The 19,309-nt window shown below is 72.5% G+C and carries 18 protein-coding genes and 1 pseudogene; 9 read left to right on the plus strand and 10 right to left on the minus strand.

All coding sequences use genetic code 11. The features are described 5' to 3' along the window. Positions 1 to 22 precede the first annotated feature (22 nt). Both O3X23_RS07280 and O3X23_RS07285 read right to left on the minus strand, forming a co-directional pair. Positions 23 to 1,435 carry a DEAD/DEAH box helicase gene (locus O3X23_RS07280; RefSeq protein ID WP_269270351.1) on the minus strand — a complete coding sequence of 471 codons (1,413 nt, stop codon included), beginning with the start codon at positions 1,433 to 1,435 and terminating at the stop codon, positions 23 to 25. Between the two features lie 158 nt (positions 1,436 to 1,593). Then, entirely contained in the window at positions 1,594 to 1,797 is a 204-nt protein-coding gene (locus tag O3X23_RS07285; protein ID WP_069779708.1) for a cold-shock protein, read from the minus strand. Positions 1,798 to 2,130: 333 nt separating this feature from the next. Between O3X23_RS07285 and O3X23_RS07290 the strand changes: the two genes are divergently transcribed. After that, a complete protein-coding gene (locus O3X23_RS07290) occupies positions 2,131 to 3,153 on the plus strand; it encodes an alpha/beta hydrolase (protein WP_269270352.1) in 1,023 nt (340 codons plus the stop codon). A 3-nt stretch (positions 3,154 to 3,156) separates the two neighbouring features. Here the strand turns inward: O3X23_RS07290 and O3X23_RS07295 are convergent, their stop codons facing one another. Next, positions 3,157 to 4,119, minus strand: coding sequence for a helix-turn-helix domain-containing protein (locus O3X23_RS07295; protein ID WP_269270353.1), 963 nt, complete (start codon positions 4,117 to 4,119; stop codon positions 3,157 to 3,159). 97 nt (positions 4,120 to 4,216) lie between these two features. On the opposite strand from O3X23_RS07295, the gene O3X23_RS07300 reads away from it, so the two are divergent. After that, entirely contained in the window at positions 4,217 to 8,449 is a 4,233-nt protein-coding gene (locus O3X23_RS07300; RefSeq protein WP_269270354.1) for a S8 family serine peptidase, read from the plus strand. A gap of 69 nt (positions 8,450 to 8,518) precedes the next feature. Here the strand turns inward: O3X23_RS07300 and ligD are convergent, their stop codons facing one another. After that, a complete protein-coding gene (ligD, locus tag O3X23_RS07305) occupies positions 8,519 to 9,529 on the minus strand; it encodes a non-homologous end-joining DNA ligase (protein WP_269270355.1) in 1,011 nt (336 codons plus the stop codon). Between the two features lie 91 nt (positions 9,530 to 9,620). On the opposite strand from ligD, the gene O3X23_RS07310 reads away from it, so the two are divergent. Further along, positions 9,621 to 10,688, plus strand: coding sequence for an ATP-dependent DNA ligase (locus O3X23_RS07310; RefSeq protein ID WP_269270356.1), 1,068 nt, complete (start codon positions 9,621 to 9,623; stop codon positions 10,686 to 10,688). A gap of 39 nt (positions 10,689 to 10,727) precedes the next feature. Beyond that, positions 10,728 to 11,030, plus strand: a complete 303-nt coding sequence (locus tag O3X23_RS07315) for a hypothetical protein (RefSeq protein ID WP_269270357.1) — start codon at positions 10,728 to 10,730, stop codon at positions 11,028 to 11,030. Between the two features lie 25 nt (positions 11,031 to 11,055). Here the strand turns inward: O3X23_RS07315 and O3X23_RS07320 are convergent, their stop codons facing one another. After that, entirely contained in the window at positions 11,056 to 11,853 is a 798-nt protein-coding gene (locus O3X23_RS07320; protein WP_269270358.1) for an exodeoxyribonuclease III, read from the minus strand. Positions 11,854 to 11,960: 107 nt separating this feature from the next. Here O3X23_RS07320 and O3X23_RS07325 point away from each other — a divergent pair, with 107 nt between their 5' ends. Further along, positions 11,961 to 12,458, plus strand: a complete 498-nt coding sequence (locus O3X23_RS07325) for a GNAT family N-acetyltransferase (RefSeq protein WP_269270359.1) — start codon at positions 11,961 to 11,963, stop codon at positions 12,456 to 12,458. A 9-nt stretch (positions 12,459 to 12,467) separates the two neighbouring features. Here O3X23_RS07325 and O3X23_RS07330 read toward each other — a convergent pair whose 3' ends face one another. The 3 genes from O3X23_RS07330 to O3X23_RS07340 all read right to left on the minus strand — a co-directional run bounded on the left by O3X23_RS07330 (position 12,468) and on the right by O3X23_RS07340 (position 14,219). Next, the gene (locus tag O3X23_RS07330; protein WP_269270360.1) at positions 12,468 to 12,704 is read right to left on the minus strand and encodes a LapA family protein; all 237 of its coding nucleotides are present in this window, start codon (positions 12,702 to 12,704) and stop codon (positions 12,468 to 12,470) included. Between the two features lie 6 nt (positions 12,705 to 12,710). Next, positions 12,711 to 13,637 (minus strand): helix-turn-helix transcriptional regulator, encoded by a 927-nt coding sequence (locus O3X23_RS07335; protein WP_269270361.1) that lies wholly within the window; start codon positions 13,635 to 13,637, stop codon positions 12,711 to 12,713. Between the two features lie 84 nt (positions 13,638 to 13,721). Then, positions 13,722 to 14,219, minus strand: a complete 498-nt coding sequence (locus O3X23_RS07340) for a phosphatase domain-containing protein (protein WP_269270362.1) — start codon at positions 14,217 to 14,219, stop codon at positions 13,722 to 13,724. Positions 14,220 to 14,339: 120 nt separating this feature from the next. Here O3X23_RS07340 and O3X23_RS07345 point away from each other — a divergent pair, with 120 nt between their 5' ends. Continuing rightward, positions 14,340 to 14,864, plus strand: a complete 525-nt coding sequence (locus O3X23_RS07345) for a DinB family protein (protein WP_269270363.1) — start codon at positions 14,340 to 14,342, stop codon at positions 14,862 to 14,864. Here O3X23_RS07345 and O3X23_RS07350 read toward each other — a convergent pair. Then, positions 14,851 to 16,260 (minus strand): glycosyltransferase family 87 protein, encoded by a 1,410-nt coding sequence (locus tag O3X23_RS07350; protein WP_269270364.1) that lies wholly within the window; start codon positions 16,258 to 16,260, stop codon positions 14,851 to 14,853. The genes O3X23_RS07345 and O3X23_RS07350 overlap by 14 nt on opposite strands. A gap of 114 nt (positions 16,261 to 16,374) precedes the next feature. Between O3X23_RS07350 and O3X23_RS07355 the strand changes: the two genes are divergently transcribed. The 3 genes from O3X23_RS07355 to O3X23_RS07365 all read left to right on the plus strand — a co-directional run bounded on the left by O3X23_RS07355 (position 16,375) and on the right by O3X23_RS07365 (position 18,982). After that, positions 16,375 to 17,616 (plus strand): molybdopterin-dependent oxidoreductase, encoded by a 1,242-nt coding sequence (locus O3X23_RS07355; protein ID WP_269270365.1) that lies wholly within the window; start codon positions 16,375 to 16,377, stop codon positions 17,614 to 17,616. Beyond that, positions 17,613 to 18,032 (plus strand): hypothetical protein, encoded by a 420-nt coding sequence (locus O3X23_RS07360; protein WP_269270366.1) that lies wholly within the window; start codon positions 17,613 to 17,615, stop codon positions 18,030 to 18,032. The genes O3X23_RS07355 and O3X23_RS07360 overlap by 4 nt, the downstream gene beginning before the upstream one ends. Before the next feature lie 80 nt (positions 18,033 to 18,112). Continuing rightward, on the plus strand, positions 18,113 to 18,982 hold the full coding sequence (locus tag O3X23_RS07365) for an alpha/beta fold hydrolase (protein ID WP_269270367.1): 870 nt from the start codon (positions 18,113 to 18,115) through the stop codon (positions 18,980 to 18,982). 22 nt (positions 18,983 to 19,004) lie between these two features. Here O3X23_RS07365 and O3X23_RS07370 read toward each other — a convergent pair. Continuing rightward, positions 19,005 to 19,309 (minus strand): annotated as a pseudogene (locus O3X23_RS07370) (class I SAM-dependent methyltransferase); the annotation flags it as partial.

Genomic DNA, 19,309 nt, shown 5'->3' on the forward strand with positions numbered 1-19,309 from the left:
AGGCGCACCAGCAGACGAGGGCCTACGCGGCCTCGGGCCGCCGGCGCGGCGAGGGACGCCCTCCACGGCCGCGGCTCCCGTACGAGGTGCGCCGCACCCGCTCGGACGCCGGGGGTGCCGCGATGACGACCGGCACTCCGGACGGCTCCTGCGCGCCGGTGATCCGGGCGAGTTCGTCGTTCTCGGCGCTGACCTGAGTCGTCTGCGGCGTGATGCCGGCGTGCGACATCAGGCGCGCCATCTCGCGGCGCTGGTTGGGCAGCACCAGGGTGACGACGCTGCCGGACTCCCCCGCGCGGGCGGTGCGGCCGCCGCGGTGCAGGTAGTCCTTGTGGTCGGTGGGCGGGTCGACGTTGACGACCAGGTCCAGGTTGTCGACGTGGATGCCGCGGGCGGCGACGTTGGTCGCGACCAGGACCGTCACCAGTCCGCTCTTGAACTGCTCCAGCGTCCGGTTGCGCTGCGGCTGCGACTTCCCGCCGTGCAGCGCGGCCGCCCGTACCCCGCTGGCCAGCAGGTCGCGGGTCAGCAGGTCGACGGCGTGCTTGGTGTCCAGGAACATCAGCACCCGGCCCTCGCGGGCCGCGATGCGCCGCGTCGTGGCCTGCTTGTCCGCGCCGGCCACGTGCAGGATGTGGTGCTCCATCGTGGTGACCGTGTTGGCCGAGGGGTCCACCGAATGGACCACCGGGTCGCTCAGGAACTGGCGCACCAGCCGGTCGACGTTGCGGTCCAGCGTGGCGGAGAAGAGCATCCGCTGCCCGTCCGGGCGCACCTGCGCCAGCAGAGCGGTGACCTGCGGCATGAAGCCCATGTCAGCCATTTGGTCGGCCTCGTCCAGCACCGTGATGGCCACCTGGTCGAGTCGGCAGTCGCGACGTTCGATCAGGTCCTTGAGCCGTCCGGGTGTCGCGACGACGACCTCGGCGCCGCCGCGCAGCACGCTGGCCTGCCGGCCGATCGACATCCCGCCCACCACCGTGGCCATCCGCAGCCGCAGCGAGCGGGCGTACGGGGTGAGCGCGTCGGTGACCTGCTGCGCCAGCTCGCGGGTCGGCACCAGCACCAGCGCGAGCGGCTGCCGCGGCTCGGCGCGCTGTCCCGCGGTGCGGGCGAGCAGCGCCAGGCCGAAGGCGAGGGTCTTGCCGGAGCCGGTGCGTCCACGGCCCAGGAGGTCCCGGCCGGCCAGCGAGTTCGGCAGCGTCGCGCCCTGGATGGGGAACGGGACCGTCACCCCTTCGCGGGTGAGCGTGTCGAGCAGTTCCGCCGGCATGTCCAGGTCCGCGAACGACTCGACCGCGGGAAGGGACGGCGTGGTGCTGACGGGAAGGGCGAACTCGCCCGGCGTCGACATGGGACGACGGCGCGGCGCGGACTGACCGCGGGAATACGAGGGGCGATTGCGCGCGGGAACGGAGCCGGAGGAGCGGTACAAAAGAAAGCCTTCCTCGGAACGGCACGTGTCCGGGAAGACTCCGCAAAATGAAAACCGGGCGAAGAATCGCAAAAACGAGCCAAAGAATTACCGGAAAAAACGAAATTGGGGCCCGCACCCTCAGGTGCGGGCCCCAACTACGTGGTGCGCGTCAAGCGTCAGGCGGGAACGATGTTCTCGGCCTGCGGGCCCTTCTGGCCCTGCGTGACGTCGAAGGTCACCTTCTGACCTTCCTGGAGCTCACGGAAGCCCTGGGTGGCGATGTTCGAGTAGTGGGCGAAGACGTCAGCGCCGCCACCGTCCTGCTCGATGAAGCCGAAACCCTTTTCCGCGTTGAACCACTTCACGGTGCCAGAAGCCATGTCAATCTCCTCAATAGGTGCAGAGCCGGAAATCTGCACTGCGCAGATTCCTCGTCGCCGCATTGTGCCCATCCGGAGATGACCGGTAAAAACAAGAGTGCGCCTGAGGGTTACATCCCGTCAGGCGCACACAAAGTTCATGGGTACCAAAACTGCAACTGGGATCAAGGTAGCACGGCTGCTGCCCGCATGGGGGGTTGGACGGCGCTCGTCGGAGTGGCGCGGGAAGCCTCGCGCGTAGACCGCGCGCGTCGCGCGGGAACCAAAGCGGGCGGGCTGCTCTCCTAGAAGGTGCCTTTTGTCCTCGATCTCGCGTTCGGAGCAATTTCCACGATGGATCCGCGTCCCCGGCGTCATCGCCCCCTGGTCCTGCCCGCGGCCGCCGTGCTGCTCACGCTCGCCGCGCTGGCGGGCTGCGGCTCCTCCGGCAGCGGTTCCCCGGCGAACGACCACCTCTCCGCCGGCGGCGACGCCAAGGCCACACCGCGGACGCCGAGCCCGGCGGCGACACCGTCGAAGGTGCTGATGCCGACCGGGCCGAAGGCGGAGCTGAAACTGGCACGGTCCACGAAGGCCGGCCCGATCACGGTCACCTCGGTGCGCGGAGCGAAGTCCGGCGTCACCGGGAAGGTCTGGGTCTGGCTGCCCCCGGAGTACAGCGATCCCAAGTACGCGACCTACGGGTTCCCCGTCGTGATGATGTACGCGGGCGGCCAGAGCAACGGCTACAACACCTGGACGGACCCGCAGCTCCCGATCCAGGAGGCCGACGTCAAGCTCAGCAAGCAGGGCAAGGCCCATCCGTTCATCATGATCATGCCGGTCCAGAACTTCAACTCCCGCGAGAACGCGGCCCTGGACTGCAGCGACATCCCCGGCCAGCCCAAGATGGGCACCTGGATGGCCAAGGACGTCCCCGACTTCGTGAAGGCGAACTTCCGCACCCTGCGCAGCCGTGACGGGTGGGGTGTCATGGGCGCCTCCACGGGCGGCTTCTGCAGCGCGAAGCTCGCCCTCCAGCACCCCGACGTCTTCAAGGCCGCCATCCCGATGGACGCCTACTTCGACCCGGACTCCCGCCTCTGGAAGGGCCACGAGGCCGACCGCCTCGCCAACAGCCCCAACACCCTCATCAAGCAGGGCAAGGCCGACGTCAGCATCCTCGCCACGGCGGGCAGCGGCGAGGCGTACGAGACCAACCTGGTCAAGACCTGGCTGAAGAAGGCCGTCGCCCCCGTCAAGGCCGAGTACTACGAGCTCCCCGGCGGCCGGCACTACACCTCCGACTTCAAGAAGCTCATCCCCCGCGCCCTGACCTGGTTCACCGCCAAACTCGCCGGGCCGACGGCCGGCTGAGACTCACAGCCACCCTCGGCGGGCGGCGATGGCGCCCGCCTGGAAGCGGTTGGCGGCGCCCAGCAGGTCGTGCAGGCGGCTGATGCGGCGGCGCATGGTGCGGACGGACCAGCCGAGCTGCCGGGCTATCGCCTCGTCCTTGAGCCCGCCGACCAGCAGGGTGAGGACGAGCCGGTCCTCCTCGTCGAGGGGGTCGTCGGCGGGCGCGTTCAGCGGCAGGGCCTGCTTCCAGCACATCTCCCAGTAGTCGGTCAGGGCGTCGAGCAGCGTGGAAGGACGGATCACCGCGGCGCGCACGTCGTTGAGGTCGAGGGAGAGCGGCATCAGCGCCAGCTTGCGGTCCGCGATGGCGAGTTTGATGCGCAGACCCGGCAGGACACGGGCCTGCTCGCCGTGCCGGACCAGCTCGCGGATGTCGTCCAGGACGCCGGGCCACTCCAGCGCCTCGGGGGCGTAGACCGCCCGGTAGCGGACGCCTCGGCCGAGCGCCGTCGTCTCCACCGGATTCGAGGTGGTCAGGGCGTACGGCGGCCGGTCCAGCGTCATGACGTCCTCGTGCGCCTCCTGCTGCAGGCGCACGAACCAGCGGCCGAGGGCCTCGCTGCCGGTGGTGATCTCCACCTCGTCCTCGTCGGTCGCGCCGGTGCGCGCGGCGGCGAAGAGCCGGGACAGCTCGGCGGCGGCCGAGCGGACGCGTTCCAGCTCGTTGCTCCTGGCCCGCACCAGCGCCTCGACGGCGGCCTCCGGCTCGATCGCGGCGTACCGGCGGCGGGCGCCGGCGAGGCGGCCGACCAGCCCGTGGTCGCGGAGCCGGTCCAGCGCCCTGGCGACCCGCTCGGCCGAACAGCCGAGGTCCGCGGCGAGTTCGCCGGGCGCCGCCGTACGCCGGGTCAGGACCGCGCGGTAGACGCTCTCGTCGAACGGATCGATGCCTGCCGCCGTCAGTTCCGGCGTCTCGGGAGTCATGGACGGATGGTGGCCCAGTTGTGCCAGCGGCAGCAATGGGCCACGAAGATTCGTTGTGCGGCAAGTGCCCGCACCACTAGGACCTTTACGTATGGCAATGAACTCACGAAGATCGCGTCATGCCGGTCTCGCCGCCGTCGTACTCGCCGGCACGCTGGCGGCGATACCGGGTGCCGCCACCGCGTCCACGCCCGACCCGTCGCAACGAGTGATCGTCGAACTGTCCGGGAACGCCGCGGTCACCGCCGCGCCCGGTGGATCGCTGCTGTCCGCCGACGCCGCCTCCGGCGTCGGCGCCGCCCGCCGCGCGCTGGACGCCCGGCAGGAGACCTTCCTCGGCTCGGCGAAGAGCGCCGGGCTGCACCCCGCGTCGACCCGCAAGCTCGGTCTGCTCATCGACGCCGTCGCGATGACGGTGCCCCGGTCCGAGATGGCCCGGCTGGCGCGCCTGCCGGGCGTCACCGCCGTCCTCCCCGACACCCGCGTGCTGGCGAAGACGGACGTGAGCGTGCCCCTGATCGGCGCGCCCGACGTGTGGCAGCGCAAGGACCCCGCCGGCAGCCGCGTCACCGGCAAGGGGACCACCGTCGCGATCCTGGACAGCGGCGTGGACTACACCCACCCCGATCTGGGCGGCGGACTCGGCAAGGGCCACAAGGTCGTCGGCGGGCACGACTTCGTCAACGGCGACGAGGACCCGATGGACGACAACGGCCACGGCACCCACGTCGCCGGCATCATCGCGGGGAAGGCCGCCGAGAAGGGCGGCATCACCGGTGTGGCGCCCGACGCGAACCTCCTGGCGTACAAGGTGATGGACGCCGAAGGCGCCGGCTACACGTCGGACATCATCGCCGGCATCGAGGCGGCGTCCGACCCGGCCAACCCGCACCGCGCGGACGTCATCAACATGAGCCTCGGCGGCCCCGGCGACGGCACCGACCCCCTGGGCCGGGCCGCGACCGCGGCCGTACGGGCCGGTGTGGTCGTGGTGGCCGCCGCCGGCAACGACGGACCGGGCACGGGCACGGTCAGCAGCCCCGGCACCGCCGACGGCGTGATCTCGGTCGGCGCGTCGACCAGCGGCGTCCGGCTGCCCAGCGCGTACCTGGCCGGCAAGAAGCCCGAGTTGATCCAGACCTACCGCGGCATCGTGTCCGCGAACCCGCCGGCGCGCCCCGTCACCGCGCAGCTCGTCGACGTCGGCCAGGGCACCGAGGAGGACTGGCAGCGGGTCGGCGATGTGCGCGGGAAGATCCTCAGGGCCCAGTTCCTCGTCGCCTCCGACGCCCGGGACCTGTCGGGCGACGCCCTGGAATGGGCGCGGGAGGCGGAGAAGCGCGGAGCCGTCGCGGTACTCGCCGGACTGCCCAAGAACGACGGGCCGGTGTTCGCCGCCGGAGCGTCCGCAGCACCCGGAGGGGTCCGGCCGCAGGAGGTCACCCCGGAGCCGGGCGTGGCCCAGGTACCGGCGTCGCCCGCACGGATCGACGCCTCCGGCGACTCGCTGCGCATGGACCACCTCGTGGTCATGGGCATCGACGCGACCCAGTACACCGAGCTGACCACCCGGCTCGCCGCCGGGAAGGTCTCGGTGACGCTGCGCGGCACCGACACCACCGACCGGATCGCCTCGTTCTCCTCCCGCGGCCCCACACCGGGCTTCGGCCTCAAGCCCGACCTGGTCGCGCCCGGCGTGGAGATCCGCTCCACGATTCCCACCGCGCTGTACGAGCCCGGCCAGTACCGCATGTCCGGCACGTCGATGGCGACCCCGCACGTCGCCGGAGCCGCCGCCCTGCTGCGCCAACTGCACCCGGGGCAGCCGCCGGCCGAGGTGAAGGCCGCACTGGTCGGCACCGCGAAGCCGCTGAGCGGCAGCGGACCCACGACGCAGGGCTCCGGCCGGCTCGACGTGGCCGCGGCCGCCTCGGCCACGGTCAGCGCCGCACCGGCGTCCGTGTCCTTCGGACTCGCCGACCTGTCCCGGCGTGACGTGGGCGGCACCGCGAAGGTGACGCTGCGGAACTCCGGCAACCGGCCGGTCACCACCACGCTGCGGACCGAGGGACCGGCCACGGTCTCACCGAAGCGGGTCACCGTACCGGCCCGTGGGACCGCGACCGTCACGGTCTCGCTGAGCGTCGCCCGCCCGTCCACCGACACCGAGATCGCCGGCCGCCTCACGGCGACGCCGGACCGCGGCCCGGCGATCGGGGTGCCCTACCTGCTCGCCGTCCGGCACCTGGCCGTGCAGGCCGCACCCGACCCGAGCGACGGTCACTCGACCGTGCACATCGCCCCGCCGACCCGGCTGGCCGCACCGCCGGTCGTCACCGTCACCCCGCCGCGCGGCAAGGCCTTCGACGTCACCTCCGTCCTCGACCCCGCCAGCGGCTACTACCGGGCCGAGGTGACCGGCAGTGTCGCCGGCGCGTACCTCGTCTCGGTGCGCGGCACCGCGGGCACCGGGCAGCGGCTCACCGGCTCCAGTGCCTTCGAGGTCACCCCGGTCGACAGCCGCAAGGACCGCTGGGAGCCGGTCGGCCCCAACAGCGAGGCTGGCTGGGTCGCCCTCTCGCCGAGCCGGCCGGGCCAGGCCGTGCTCACCCAGTACCAGAAGGCGGCGCCCTGGCTGACGACCGACAACGGCGCCTCCTGGCGCCAGCTGGGCCGGCTGCCGGTCGCGGACGGCACCGGACCCCTCCTGGTCGACGCGAAGAACCCCGACCGCTGGTGGTACGCCGTCAACAGCGTCCACGACGGCAGCCGCCGGGGCACCATCCTGCGCACCGACGACAACGGGCGGACCTGGCGGCGACTCGACGTCCCGGACGCCCGCATCACGGCCTTCGCCGCCGATGAGAAGACCCGCACGCTGGTCGCGGTCGCCTCCGACTCGCTGCTGGTCAGCACGGACGCGGGCGAGCACTGGACCACCTACCCGACCGGTGTCACCGGGAGCGTCACCGGCGCCACCGTCACCGGCGACACCCTCTACCTGACGACGTTCCGCGGCGTCTGGGCCCGCTCCGGCATCGGCTCGGGCAACCCCGGCGCGGCGCGGCAGCTCTACGACGCGGGTGACCACAGCGTCGGCGGACTGGCCGCCGACGCCTCCGTCGCGGCGGTGTACGTCCTGGGCACCGGCGTCGTCGGTTCCCACGACGGCGGCAAGACCTGGTCCACCCTGCTCCCCATGACGGAGGGAGGCCTCGGCCTGACCGTCTCGGGCGACGACCTGTACCTGCGGACACTGACCGGCAGCGGCCGGCTCAGCCACGACCACGGGCGGACCTGGACCACGGTCGCGGGGCCGTCGAAAGCCGCGGTACCGATGGACTACGACCGCTGGGGCGACGGCTCGGTCACCGTCTCCAGTGAGCAGGACGGCCTCTACCGGGGTGCCGCGAACGGCACCGGGTACCGGCGGATCGGCGTCCAGGGGCTGACCGTCAACGATCTCGCGGTCAGTGGCAACCATCTGCTCGCCGCCACCGACAGCGCGATCTACCGCACCGCGCTTCCCGTCGCGAGCCCCGAATGGGGCCGCTCGGGCGGCGAGGGCAGGATCGGCGTCCGCGTCACGCAGCTCGCCGTGTCGGCCAAGGAGCCGAACGTGATCTGGAAGGTGCGGAGGACCGCGGTCGGCACGTTCGTCGTCGAGCGCAGCGCCGACGCGGGCGCCACCTGGAAGGAGCGCGGCACCTCGTCGGAGGTGCCGACCGCGCTCCTGGTGAACCCCGCCGACCCGAAGCGGGTGGTGGTCGGCTTCCGGAGCCTGCTGGGCCAGGGGCTGTTCGCCACCGGCGACGGCGGCGCGACGTGGAAGAACCTCTTCCACGAACGCGCCTTCGACACCATCACCGGCGACCCCGCCAACCCGCTGCGGCTGTGGCTCGGCAACTCCGCCGGCCTCTACCGGTCGGACGACGGCGGTGTCACCGTCACCAAGGTCGCGGACGGCCCGGTCACCGCGATCGACCTGGACGGCAAGCGGCTCGTCATCGGCGGCGAGAGCGTCCGCGTCAGCACCGACGGCGGCAGGACCTTCCGCACCGGTGACACCGGCCCTCTCGCCATCCACGTCTCCGACCTGCTCCGGGTCGGCGACACGCTCTACGCGGCCACCACCAGCTCCGGGGCCAGCGGGCTCCTCCAGGGCGGCCGCGGCGTGCTGCGCAGCACCGACCACGGTCTGAGCTGGCACAACATCTCCACCGGCCTGCAGAACACCGACACGACCGAACTGGCCGCGACCGCGGACGGCCGCACGCTCTACGTCGGCACCCTCGACGGCGGCGTCCACCGCCTCAACCTGCACCGCTGACCACCCAGGCCCGGCGCCCGGACGGAACCCCGTCCGAGCGCCGGGCCACTGCGTTGTCCGAGGCACCGCCTACGGCGACTGCTTGGCGCGGCTGGGTTGTACTCGTTTGGGTTCGCCGGCCATTTTGGGGTGTTCCGGGGGGTAGGGGAGGTCGCCCGCGCCGTGGTCGCGTTCGTCGCGGTCGGCGAGGTCCAGGGCGGGGGTGATGTCGAAGGCGTGGTCGTCCATGTCGGCGTGGAGGTCGCCGACCTCCGCGTAGCGGGCCGGCATCGAGACGAGGTCGAAGTCGTTCGGCACGGCGCTGTCCAGTTCCTCCCAGCGCAGCGGCGCGGAGACCGGTGCGTGCGGGAAGGGGCGGACGGAGTAGGCGGAGGCGATCGTGCGGTCGCGGGCCATCTGGTTGTAGTCGACGAAGATCTTCTCGCCGCGCTCCTCCTTCCACCACGCGGTGGTCACCCGCTCCGGCATCCGGCGCTCCAGCTCCCGGGCGATGGCGATGGTCGCCCGTCGGACCTGGGTGAAGGTCCACCGGGGCGCGATGGGGATGAAGACGTGCATCCCGCGCCCGCCGGAGGTCTTGGGCCAGCCGCGCAGGCCGATCCCGTCCAGCACCTCGCGGAGCTCGTGGGCGGCGCGCACCGCGTCGGCGTAGTCGGTGCCCGGCTGCGGGTCCAGGTCGATGCGCAGCTCGTCCGGGTGGTCGGTGTCCGCGCGGCGCACCGGCCACGGGTGGAAGGTCAGGCAGCCGCGGTTGGCGGCCCACAGCAGCGCGCCCACCTCGGTCGGGCAGGTCTCGTCGGCGAAGCGTCCGCTGGGGAAGGCGATGCGGGCCGTAGGGGTCCAGTCGGGGAGGTCCTTCGGGGCGCGCTTCTGGAAGAACGACTCCCCCGCGATGCCCTCGGGGAAGCGCTGCAGGGTCGTCGGACGGTCGCGCAGCGCCCGCAGGGCGCCCTCGCCGACGGCCAGGTAGTAGTGGGCGAGGTCGAGCTTGGTGAGGTTCCGCTCGGGGAAGTACACCTTGTCCGGGTGCGTGATCCGCACCGTCCGCTCGCCGATCCGCAGCTCCACCGCTTCTGCCATGCCCTCACGCTAGAACCGCTTCGAGGCGCGCGCCTCCGGAGCGCGGCGGCGTCCGGAGGCGGAGGGTCGGGACCGGCCGCACACTCGGATCATGGACCTTCCCGTGATGCCGCCGGTCAGGCCGATGCTGGCGAAGGCGGCGGCGCGCATTCCGCCCGGGATGCAGTACGAGGCGAAGTGGGACGGATTCCGGGCGATCGTGCACCGCGACGGTCCCGAGATCGTGATCGGGAGCCGCAACGGCAAACCGCTCGGCCGCTACTTCCCCGAGCTGGCGGACGCGCTGCTGGAGCAGTTGCCGGAGCGCTGCGTCGTGGACGGCGAGATCATCATCGTCTCCGGCGACCGGCTGGACTTCGATGCCCTGCAGGAGCGCATCCATCCCGCCGAGTCGCGGATCCGGCTGCTCGCCGAGCGCACCCCCGCCTCCTTCGTCGCCTTCGACCTGCTGGCGCTCGGCGACAGCTCGCTGCTGGACACACCGCTGCGGGAGCGCCGGCCCGCCCTGGAAGCGGCTCTGGCGGATGTGGTGGCGCCCGTGCACGTCGCCCCGGTGACGATGGACCTGGCGGTGGCCGAGGAGTGGTTCAGCCGCTTCGAGGGCGCCGGTCTCGACGGTGTGGTGGCGAAGTCGCCGGAGCTGCTCTACCGCCCCGACCAGCGGCTGATGGTGAAGGTCAAGCACGAGCGCACCGCCGACTGCGTCCTGGCCGGGTACCGCGAGCACAAGAGCGGGCCCGTCATCGGCTCGCTGCTGCTCGGGCTGTACGACACGGCCGGCCGGCTCCAGCACGTGGGCGCGTGCGCGTCCTTCCCCATGCGGCGGCGCGAGGAGCTGATGGCGGAGCTGGCCCCGCTGCGCATGGCCGGACCGGACGGGCACCCGTGGGCGGCCTGGAAGGACGAGGAGGCGCACGCGACCGGCCGGATGCCGGGCGCCCCCAGCCGGTGGACCGGCGCCAAGAACCTGGAGTGGACGCCGCTGCGGCCCGAGCGGGTGCTCGAGGTCGCCTACGACCACATGCAGGGCGACCGCTTCCGGCACACGACGCAGTTCCGCCGCTGGCGCCAGGACCGCGACCCGGAGAGCTGCACGTACGCCCAACTGGACGAGCCGGTCCGCTACGACCTCGCGAGCGTGCTCGCGTCCTCCGGTTGATCCGCTCTCCGGCGGCGAGGTGCTTCTATGCTCGGCGGCATGAGTCAGCAAAGTCCGATGCGTGGATTCATCCTGCCGATCAAGCGCCGTGTCCGCTGGACGCTGAGTGTCGGCACCTCACCTGCTGCTGACGGCGGTGTGGTGACGGACTATCTCGAGACGGCCCGCGCCGCCTTCCGTGACGCTCTCGCGAGTCACCTGTCGTCCGTCGAGAACGCGGACGAGCGCCGGGCTCTCACCGAGCGCCACACCCCTCCTGTGGCGGAGTGGCTGTCCCGCGCGTTCGAGGCGGACGACGCCGACACCTACGCGGCGCCGGGCGTCTCGGTGAGCGTGCACTGAGGGCCGTGGGGCGCGTTCCGGCGCGCTACACGTCGAAGGTGGCGGTCACCGGTGCGTGGTCGCTCCACCGGAGGTCGTGCGTGTCGGCCCGCTCCACCACGGCCGACGTGGCCCTGGCCGCGAGCCCGGCGGTGGCGACGTGGTAGTCGATGCGCCAGCCCGCGTCGTTGTCGAAGGCGCGGCCGCGGTAGGACCACCAGGAGTATGGGCCGGTGGTGTCGGGGTGGAGGCGGCGGACGACATCGGTGTAGCCGCCCTGCTCGAAGACCTTGGTGAGCCAGGCGCGCTCCTCGGGAAGGAACCCGGCGCTCTTCTGGTTGGTCTTCCAGTTCTTGAGGTCGGCCTCGTGGTGGGCGATGTTCCAGTCACCGCAGACGAGCACCTCCCGGCCGTCGGCGGCCGCCCGGGCGCGCAGTTCCGTGAGGTGGACGAAGAACTCGGCCATGAACCGCTCCTTCTCCGTCTGGCGCTCGGTGCCGACCTCGCCCGAGGGCAGATAGAGGCTGGCGACGGTCACCCCCGGAAGGTCGATCTCGAGGTAGCGGCCGGAGCCGTCGAACTCGGCCGAGCCGAATCCGATCTGCACGCGGGTCGGCTCGGTGCGGCTGTAGATCGAGACGCCGGCGCGGCCCTTGGCGGTGGCGGGGGCGTGGAAGGCGGACCAGCCCTCGGGCTCGCGGACCTCGTCGGGAAGCTGCTCGGCCTCGGCGCGCACTTCCTGCAGACAGACCACGTCGGCGGTGGTGGCCTGCAGCCAGGGGACGAAGCCCTTCTTGGCGGCGGCACGGAGCCCGTTGACATTCACGGTCGTCACAGTCAGCACAGCAAGCTCCCGAGGTGCGGATATCGGCGCAGCGCAGCCTACGCGACCGTGACGTGCGCGGATCTGCGCGGGGCAGACCCCTGCGCGTACACCCGTACGATGCCGTGGTGGAGATTCGAACTTTGCGCTACGACCACCCCGACGCGGTGAAACTCAACGAGCGCGTGCAGCTGGAGTACGTCGAGCGGTACGGCGACGGTGACCTCACCCCGATGGAAGCCACCCAGTTCGACCCGCCACAGGGCCTGTACCTGGTGGGATACGTGGACGGGGAGCCGGTCGCCACCGGCGGCTGGCGGGCTCAGGACGAGTCGCCGGACGGTCACGCGGACGGCGACGCCGAGCTCAAGCGGATGTACGTGGTGGACGAGGCGCGCGGCCGGGGGCTGGCGCGGCGGATACTGGCCGAGCTGGAGGTCAGCGCGGCGGCGGCCGGGCGGTCCCGGATGGTCCTGGAGACCGGCCTGAAGCAGCCGGAGGCCATCGCGCTGTACGAGTCGTGCGGCTACACACCGGTGACGAAGTTCGGGCTGTACCGCCACGAGGAGCTCAGCGTGTGCCTCGGCAAGGAGCTGAACGGACCCGCGTCGCCCGCCGAGGTGTGAGCCGACGCACTACTTCCTGCGGCGGAAGAGGAAGGCGCCGCAGACGCCGCCGATGACGGCCACCCCGAGCAGGGCGAGCCACAGCGGCATCGTCACCTCGGGAATGATCAGCCGGATCCTGACCTGCCGGGTGTTCTCGAAGATGAAGACGAGACCGAGCACCGCCAGTGCGGCCACCGCGATCCGGGTCGGCGTGAGGACTCCCTGGCCGGACTTGCTGTCGGACGTCGGCTTGTCGGTTCGCACAGCGGGTCACCTGCTTTCCTGGCGGCGGTCACCCCCTGCGCCCAGCATCGCCGTCTTCGGGTCCTGGGGGGCGTTCGGCTGCTCCGTTCGGGTGATGGTCCCGAGCAGCCGCAGCGCCGCCTCGGAGGAGGAGCCCGGCTCGGCGCTGTACATCAGCATCCGGTGCCCCGAGTCGTCCGGGACCTGCAGCATCTCGAAGGAGAGGTCCAGCGCGCCGATCGTCGGGTGGTGGAACGCCTTCGCACCGAAGGTGCAGCCGTTCACCGGGTGGCGCGACCAGAGGGCGGCGAACTCGGGGCTCTTCATCGTCAGTTCGCCGATCAGCTCGGCCAGCCGCCGGTCGTCCGGGTACTGTCCCGCGGCCAGCCGCAGTGAGGCGACCGCGCGCCGGGCCTCCTCGTCCCAGCGCGGGTACAGCTCGCGGGTGTGCGGGTCGAGGAAGAGCAGCCGCTGCAGGTTGGGGCGGTCGGCGGGACGGTCCGGGCTCTGCGCGTCGAGGTGCCCCGCGGTCAGCGCGTGCCCCAGCGGGTTCCACGCCAGCACCTCGAAGCGCCGGTCCAGGACCACGACGGGCACGCCGTCCATCGCGGCCATCAGCTGCCGCGTCCCCGGCCTGGCGCTGTCGGGGCGCTCGGGCGGACGGCGCTTGGCGCGGCCGGGGCGCGCCAGGTTGCGCAGGTGCCGGCGCTCGTCCTCGGTGAGGCGCAGCGCGGCGGCGAGGGCGTCGAGCACCCCTTCGGAGGCGTTGTTGCTCTGGCCCTGTTCCAGCCGGGTGTAGTACGCGACGCTCACCCCGGCGAGCTGCGACAGCTCTTCGCGGCGCAGCCCCGGCACCCGGCGCCTGGCGCCGTAGGAGATCAGTCCGACGTCCTCCGGCCGCAGCCGGGCGCGGCGGGTGCGCAGGAATTCGCCGAGTTCCGCGGGGGTGTCCATGCGGATCAGTCTCTCCCGCCCGCCCGTTCGCAGCCTGTCCCTGTCAGTAGCAGGCAGCCCCGCGAAGTACCCGGGCACCCCGCGTCAGGTGCGCCCCTCGGTGTCCTGGGCCTGCTCGAGCAGCGGGGCGGACTCCATCCAGCGGGCCCGCCGTACGGTGAATCCGGAGCCCTTGTAGGCGTCGCAGACCTGCTTGTCGTCGTCGACGACCACGCGGATCTCCCGGGTGCGGGACAGCTTGCGCAGGAGTTCCAGCTTCGTGACGCGGGCCGGCCTGCGGTCGTTGTCCGTCCGCATCCAGACCTTCCCCGCCGGCAGTCCATGGCGTTCCAGCCACTCGACCGTGTCGCGGCGGCAGCGCTCGGGGCGGCCGGTGACGTACTCGATGTCGCAGGCGACGGCGGTCTCCAGTGCGAGCGCCACGCCCTCCGCCAGCGGGGCGTCGTCCACCGCTCCGGCGAAGAAGGCCGCCCAGTCCTTCGGCCGCCGCTCCAGGTGGATCAGCCGGTGCCGGGTGTCGGCGAGGGTCCCGTCCAGGTCGAAGACCGCCAGCGGGCGGCCCCGGTCCGGTGCGTCGTTCATGTGTACCTCCGCGCGAACGATATCGCCGCGGGCCCGGCGCGCTGTCCGGCGGGCCGGGAAACCCGGCCGGAGCAGGGATAACGTGATGCGGACGCCGCTTCCCGCCGCCATCATGTGCGGATGACGACTTGGACCGCACCCGAAGTACCGCGTACCGATCCCCCGCTGGTCGCCGACGAGCGCGCCTCGCTGGAGCACTGGCTCGCCTACCACCGCACGACCCTCCTCATGAAGTGCGCCGGCCTCACCGGCGAGCAGCTGGCGCTGCGCCCGGTGAAGTCGTCGACCCTGTCGCTGCTCGGGCTGGTGCGGCACATGGCGGAGGTGGAGCGCTGGTGGTTCCGGATCCTGTTCGACGGCCAGGACCTCGACGACCTCTACTGTCCCGACGAGGAGCCGGACGGTGACTTCGACCTCGCCGACGGCGCGGCCGCCGAGGCCGACTTCGCGGTGTTCGCGACCGAGTGCGAACTCGCGGACCGCGCCGCCGCGGGACGCTCGCTCGACGAGACGTTCGCGCACCCGCGCCGCGGCGGACCGATCGACCTGCGGTGGGTCTACGCCCACATGATCGAGGAGTACGCCCGGCACAACGGCCATGCCGACATCCTGCGCGAACTGACCGACGGCGTCACCGGCGACTGACCTCCGCGCCCGCGCCGCTCGGCACCGCCCCCGCCTGCTCCGGCACGGCGGGGAGGGCACGCGACGCCCCGCGGGCCCGCAGCGCCGCCCCGGCCAGCACCGCCACCGCCGCGGTCCCGTAGGACCAGGACTGCAGCCAGGTGCCGTGGGCGCCCATGGAGTTGCCGATGTAGAGAACGGTGCCCGCAAGGGGGACGGTGAGCCACTCCCAGCGGCCGTCGAGCGCGACCAGCGCGACCACCAGCAGCGCGTACCAGTAGTAGGAAGGCGAGGTCAGGAGCAGCGCGGTGCCCGTGACGAGCAGCGCGCCGCTCCACGGCCGGCCGGGGTCGCCGCGGCGCAGGACGTAGAGCGCGGTCAGCGCTATGAGGACCACCGCGAGCGGGGCGGCGACGCTGTCCGGCAGGAAGAGCCGCAGCAGTGCGAACCGGCGGACGCTCTCCGATTCGTACCCCTCCTCCCGCAGGTAGCCCGGCAGATAGCCGAGGACGCCGAAGCCGGAGGTCATCACGTAGGGCAGATAGGCGAGCGCGATCACCAGGAGGGCGGGCAGCAGGACCCGCGCGATGTCGCGGGGGCCCCGGCGGGCTAGGGCGCCCGGCAGGACGACCGCGGGCAGCAGCTTGACGGCGATGGCCGCGCCCAGCAGCGCACCGCGGCGCGGCAGGACGGACGTGCCGAGCGCGAGCACGGTCAGCAGCACGCCGAGCGTGTCGATGTGCGCGTCGTTGACGGCCGCGAAGGACACCGCGGGACACCAGGCCCACAGCGCCGCACGGCGTGGATCGCCGCCACCGCGCCGCCAGCGCCACAAGACCGCGAGCAGGGCGCCGCTGGTTCCGACGGCCAGCAGCGCGCCGGCGATCTGGGTGGGCTTGTGGCGGGCGCCGTCGGGCGACAGCGCGTGGACGGCGAGGAACCAGCCCTCCGCCACCGGGGGGTAGATGGTGTTCACGGCGGGGCGGTTGATGCGGGTGCAGTCCGCTCCCGCCGTGCTCAGGTCGGGGCGGGGGCAGTCGGGGCCCGCCGGGAAGAGCCAGCGGTCGCGCAGCCCCGCCAGCTCCGGCGCGTTGGGCGGATGGGCGTACGGGGAGATGCCCGCGGCCTGCACCCGGCCGTCCCACGCGTAGCGGTACATGTCGCTGCTGGTGCGCGGCGGCCCGCTCAGCGCCGCGAGGGACAGCGCGGCGCTGCCCGCGAGCACCAGGACCACGGCGGCGCGCACGGGCACCTTCCGGACCCCCCACACGGCGGCGGCGAACAGCACCCAGGCGGCCGCGTACCAGTACAGCAGGTGCCGCGGGTGTGCCTCGGAACCTCCCGAGCGGATGGTGACGGCGACGACGGCGGTCAGCGCGGCGACGAGGACTGAGGTGCATACGGTGCGAGCTCCCACACCGTCCACCGTGGCAGCTGGAACTGCCCGGCGGGCTGCCGCCGGGCCCGGCGTCCGCAATCCGTAAGGAGTCCATTCCCCTGATCGGACCCCGCTCGGGGGTGTGATGGGAGCATGCAGAATCCATCGGACGGGGACCGTCCCCCGAAGCCTTCGACCCCACGGAATGACGCGCCGCGCGGCGCGCCGTTCGCGCTGCCCGATCCGCCGGCCTGGCTGCGTCGCGGCCCGCTGCGCGAGGGAGCGTTCACCGGACGGCTGCACGACGCGCGGACGGCGACGGTCGTCGGCCGCGCGCTGGGGACGGCCATCGCGATCTGCTTCGTGACGGGCCTCATCAGCCACTACCTGCAGCACCCGCCCGGCTGGGCGGCGGACCGGCTGCCCAGTCGGCCCTCGTGGGGTTACCGGCTCACCCAGGGGCTGCACGTGGCGACCGGGATCGCGGCGATCCCGCTGGTGTTCGCGAAGTTGTGGACGGTGTACCCGCGGCTCTTCGCCTGGCCGCCGGCCCGGTCGGTGGGCAAGGCGCTGGAGCGCCTGTCGATCGCGGTGCTGGTCGGGACGGTGCTGCTGCAGTTGCTCACCGGTCTGCTCAACACGCTGCAGTGGTACCCGTGGCCGTGGAACTTCGTGCCCACGCACTGGGCGCTGGCCTGGGTCGCGATCGGCGCGCTGCTGCTGCACCTGGCGGTGAAGGCCCCGGTCATCGCCGAGCACTGGTCGCGGCGGTCGGCCGGCACCGTACGGCTGCCCGCGGCGGACGGGCCGGACCGGCGGGCGTTCGTGCTGGGGGTCGGCGCCGCGGTCGGCGCGGTGACGCTGACGACCGTCGGGCAGTCCTTCACCCCGCTCAAGGACTTCGACCTGCTCGCGCCACGGCACCCGGACCACGGCCCGCAGGGACTCCCCGTCAACAAGACGGCGGCCGCGGCCGGGGTCACCGCGGCGCGGCTGGCGGGCTGGCGGCTGCTGGTCGCCGGGCCGCGGCCCTACGAGCTGACGCTGCCCGAACTGCGGGCCCTGGAGCAGCACACCTCGCTGCTGCCGATCGCCTGCGTCGAGGGCTGGAGCAAGAGCGCGCACTGGGAGGGCGTGCGGGTGCGCGATCTGCTGGACCGGGCGGGCGCGCCACCGGGGGCAACGCTCCGGGTGGTGTCGCTGCAACAGGGCGGCGCCTACTCGGTGATGGAGATGGGCTCCTCGTACGCCCGTGATCCGCTGACGCTGCTGGCGCTGGCACTGAACGGCGCGCCGCTCTCCATCGACCACGGCTTCCCGGCCCGGATCATCGCGCCGAACCGGCCGGGCGTGCTGCAGACGAAGTGGGTCTCCCGGCTGGAGGTGCTGGCATGAAGGCGCGCATCGCACTCGGCGCGGTGGGGGTGGCGGCCATGACGTTCGGCGCCGTACAGCTGTTCACGGACCGTCAGGTGAGGGAGCCGGTCGATGTGCTGCTCTGGCTGGCGGGCGCCATCGTGCTGCACGACGCGGCGCTGACGCCGGTGGTGCTGGCCGTCGGCGCGGTGCTCTCCCGGTGGCTGCCGCCGCATGTCCGGCGGCCGGTGCGCGGCGGGCTGATCACCGCCGCGTGCCTGACCGCCGTGGCACTGCCGTTCCTGCTGCGGCCGACCGCGAAGTCCAACCCGTCGGTGCTGCCGCTGGACTACCCCCGCAACACCCTGATCGTGCTGGGGACGGTGGCCGTGCTCACCGCCCTGACGGCCGGCTGGGCGGCGCTGCGCCGATTTCGGGCGGATCACAGAAACTAATGGATAGAGAGGACTTTAAGCATTAGCATGTGGGGGTCGGCGGAACAGTCCCGCCGGCCCCCACATCGGAGGTACGCGCGATGACGGCTCTGGAACTTCCCCGGGTGGCCCACCGGTTCGTCGACGTGGACGGCGTACGCGTCTTCTACCGCGAGGCCGGCGACCCGGACGCCCCGACCCTGCTCCTGCTGCACGGCTTCCCGTCCGCCTCGCACCAGTACCGGCGGCTCATCGACGCGCTCGGCGGCCAGTACCACCTGATCGCGCCCGACTACCCGGGCTTCGGGCACAGCGACGCCCCGGCCTCCCTCACCTACACCTTCGACCTGCTCGCCGATGTCGTGGAAGGCTTCTGCGAGGCGCTCGGCCTGCACCGGTTCACGCTCTACGCCTTCGACTTCGGCTCCCCCGTCGGCTTCCGCCTCGCGGACCGCCACCCGGAGTGGATCGCGGGCCTCGTGGTGCAGAACGGCAACGCGTACGAGGAGGGGCTCAGCCCGATAGCCCGCGCCTTCGTGGCCGAACGCCGCGAGAACGAGGGCTCCGAGGAGCGGCAGCGCCAGATGCTGACCCTCGACTTCACCCGCGCCCAGTACGAGGGCGGCACGACCGACGCGACCACCGTCGCCCCCGAGGGCTGGCTCCTGGACCAGCACTTCCTCGACCTGCCGGGGCGCGACGAGATCCAGCTCCAGCTGGCCTACGACTACCACAGCAACGTCGAGCTGTACCCGCGGTGGCAGGCCTGGCTCCGCAAGCACCAGCCGCCGACGCTGGTGCTGTGGGGGCGCCGCGACGCGATCTTCGTGGAGGCCGGGGCACACGCGTTCCTGCGCGACGTGCCGGACGCGGAGGTCCACTCGTTCGACACCGGGCACTTCGCGCTGGAGGAGTGCGTCGGAGGGATCGCACCGCTGATCGCGGACTTCCTGGACCGTACGTGGGCGTGAGCGCCCACGGCGGCCACCGGCCTCAGCAGCGCCACAGCTCCACGAAGTGGCGGCCGCCCACGGACCACTCCTCGGACGTCGTCCAGCAGGTGCTGTCGGCGGCGGATCGCAGCGCGGCCGCGCCCAGGCGCGCCCACGGGAAGTCGCGGCCGTGCCGGCCCCGGCCGTCCTCCACCCGGACGGTGAACCGCTCGTCGACGTCGTAGGCCGCGGCCTCGACGAGCAACCGGCCGCCGGGGGCGACCAGTTCACCGACCCGGACCAGCAGCGCCCGCGGGTCGCCGCCGATGCCGACATTGCCGTCGATCAGCAGGGCCGTGCCCCAGC

Source organism: Streptomyces sp. H39-S7 (genome assembly GCF_027158205.1).
Taxonomy (GTDB): domain Bacteria; phylum Actinomycetota; class Actinomycetes; order Streptomycetales; family Streptomycetaceae; genus Actinacidiphila.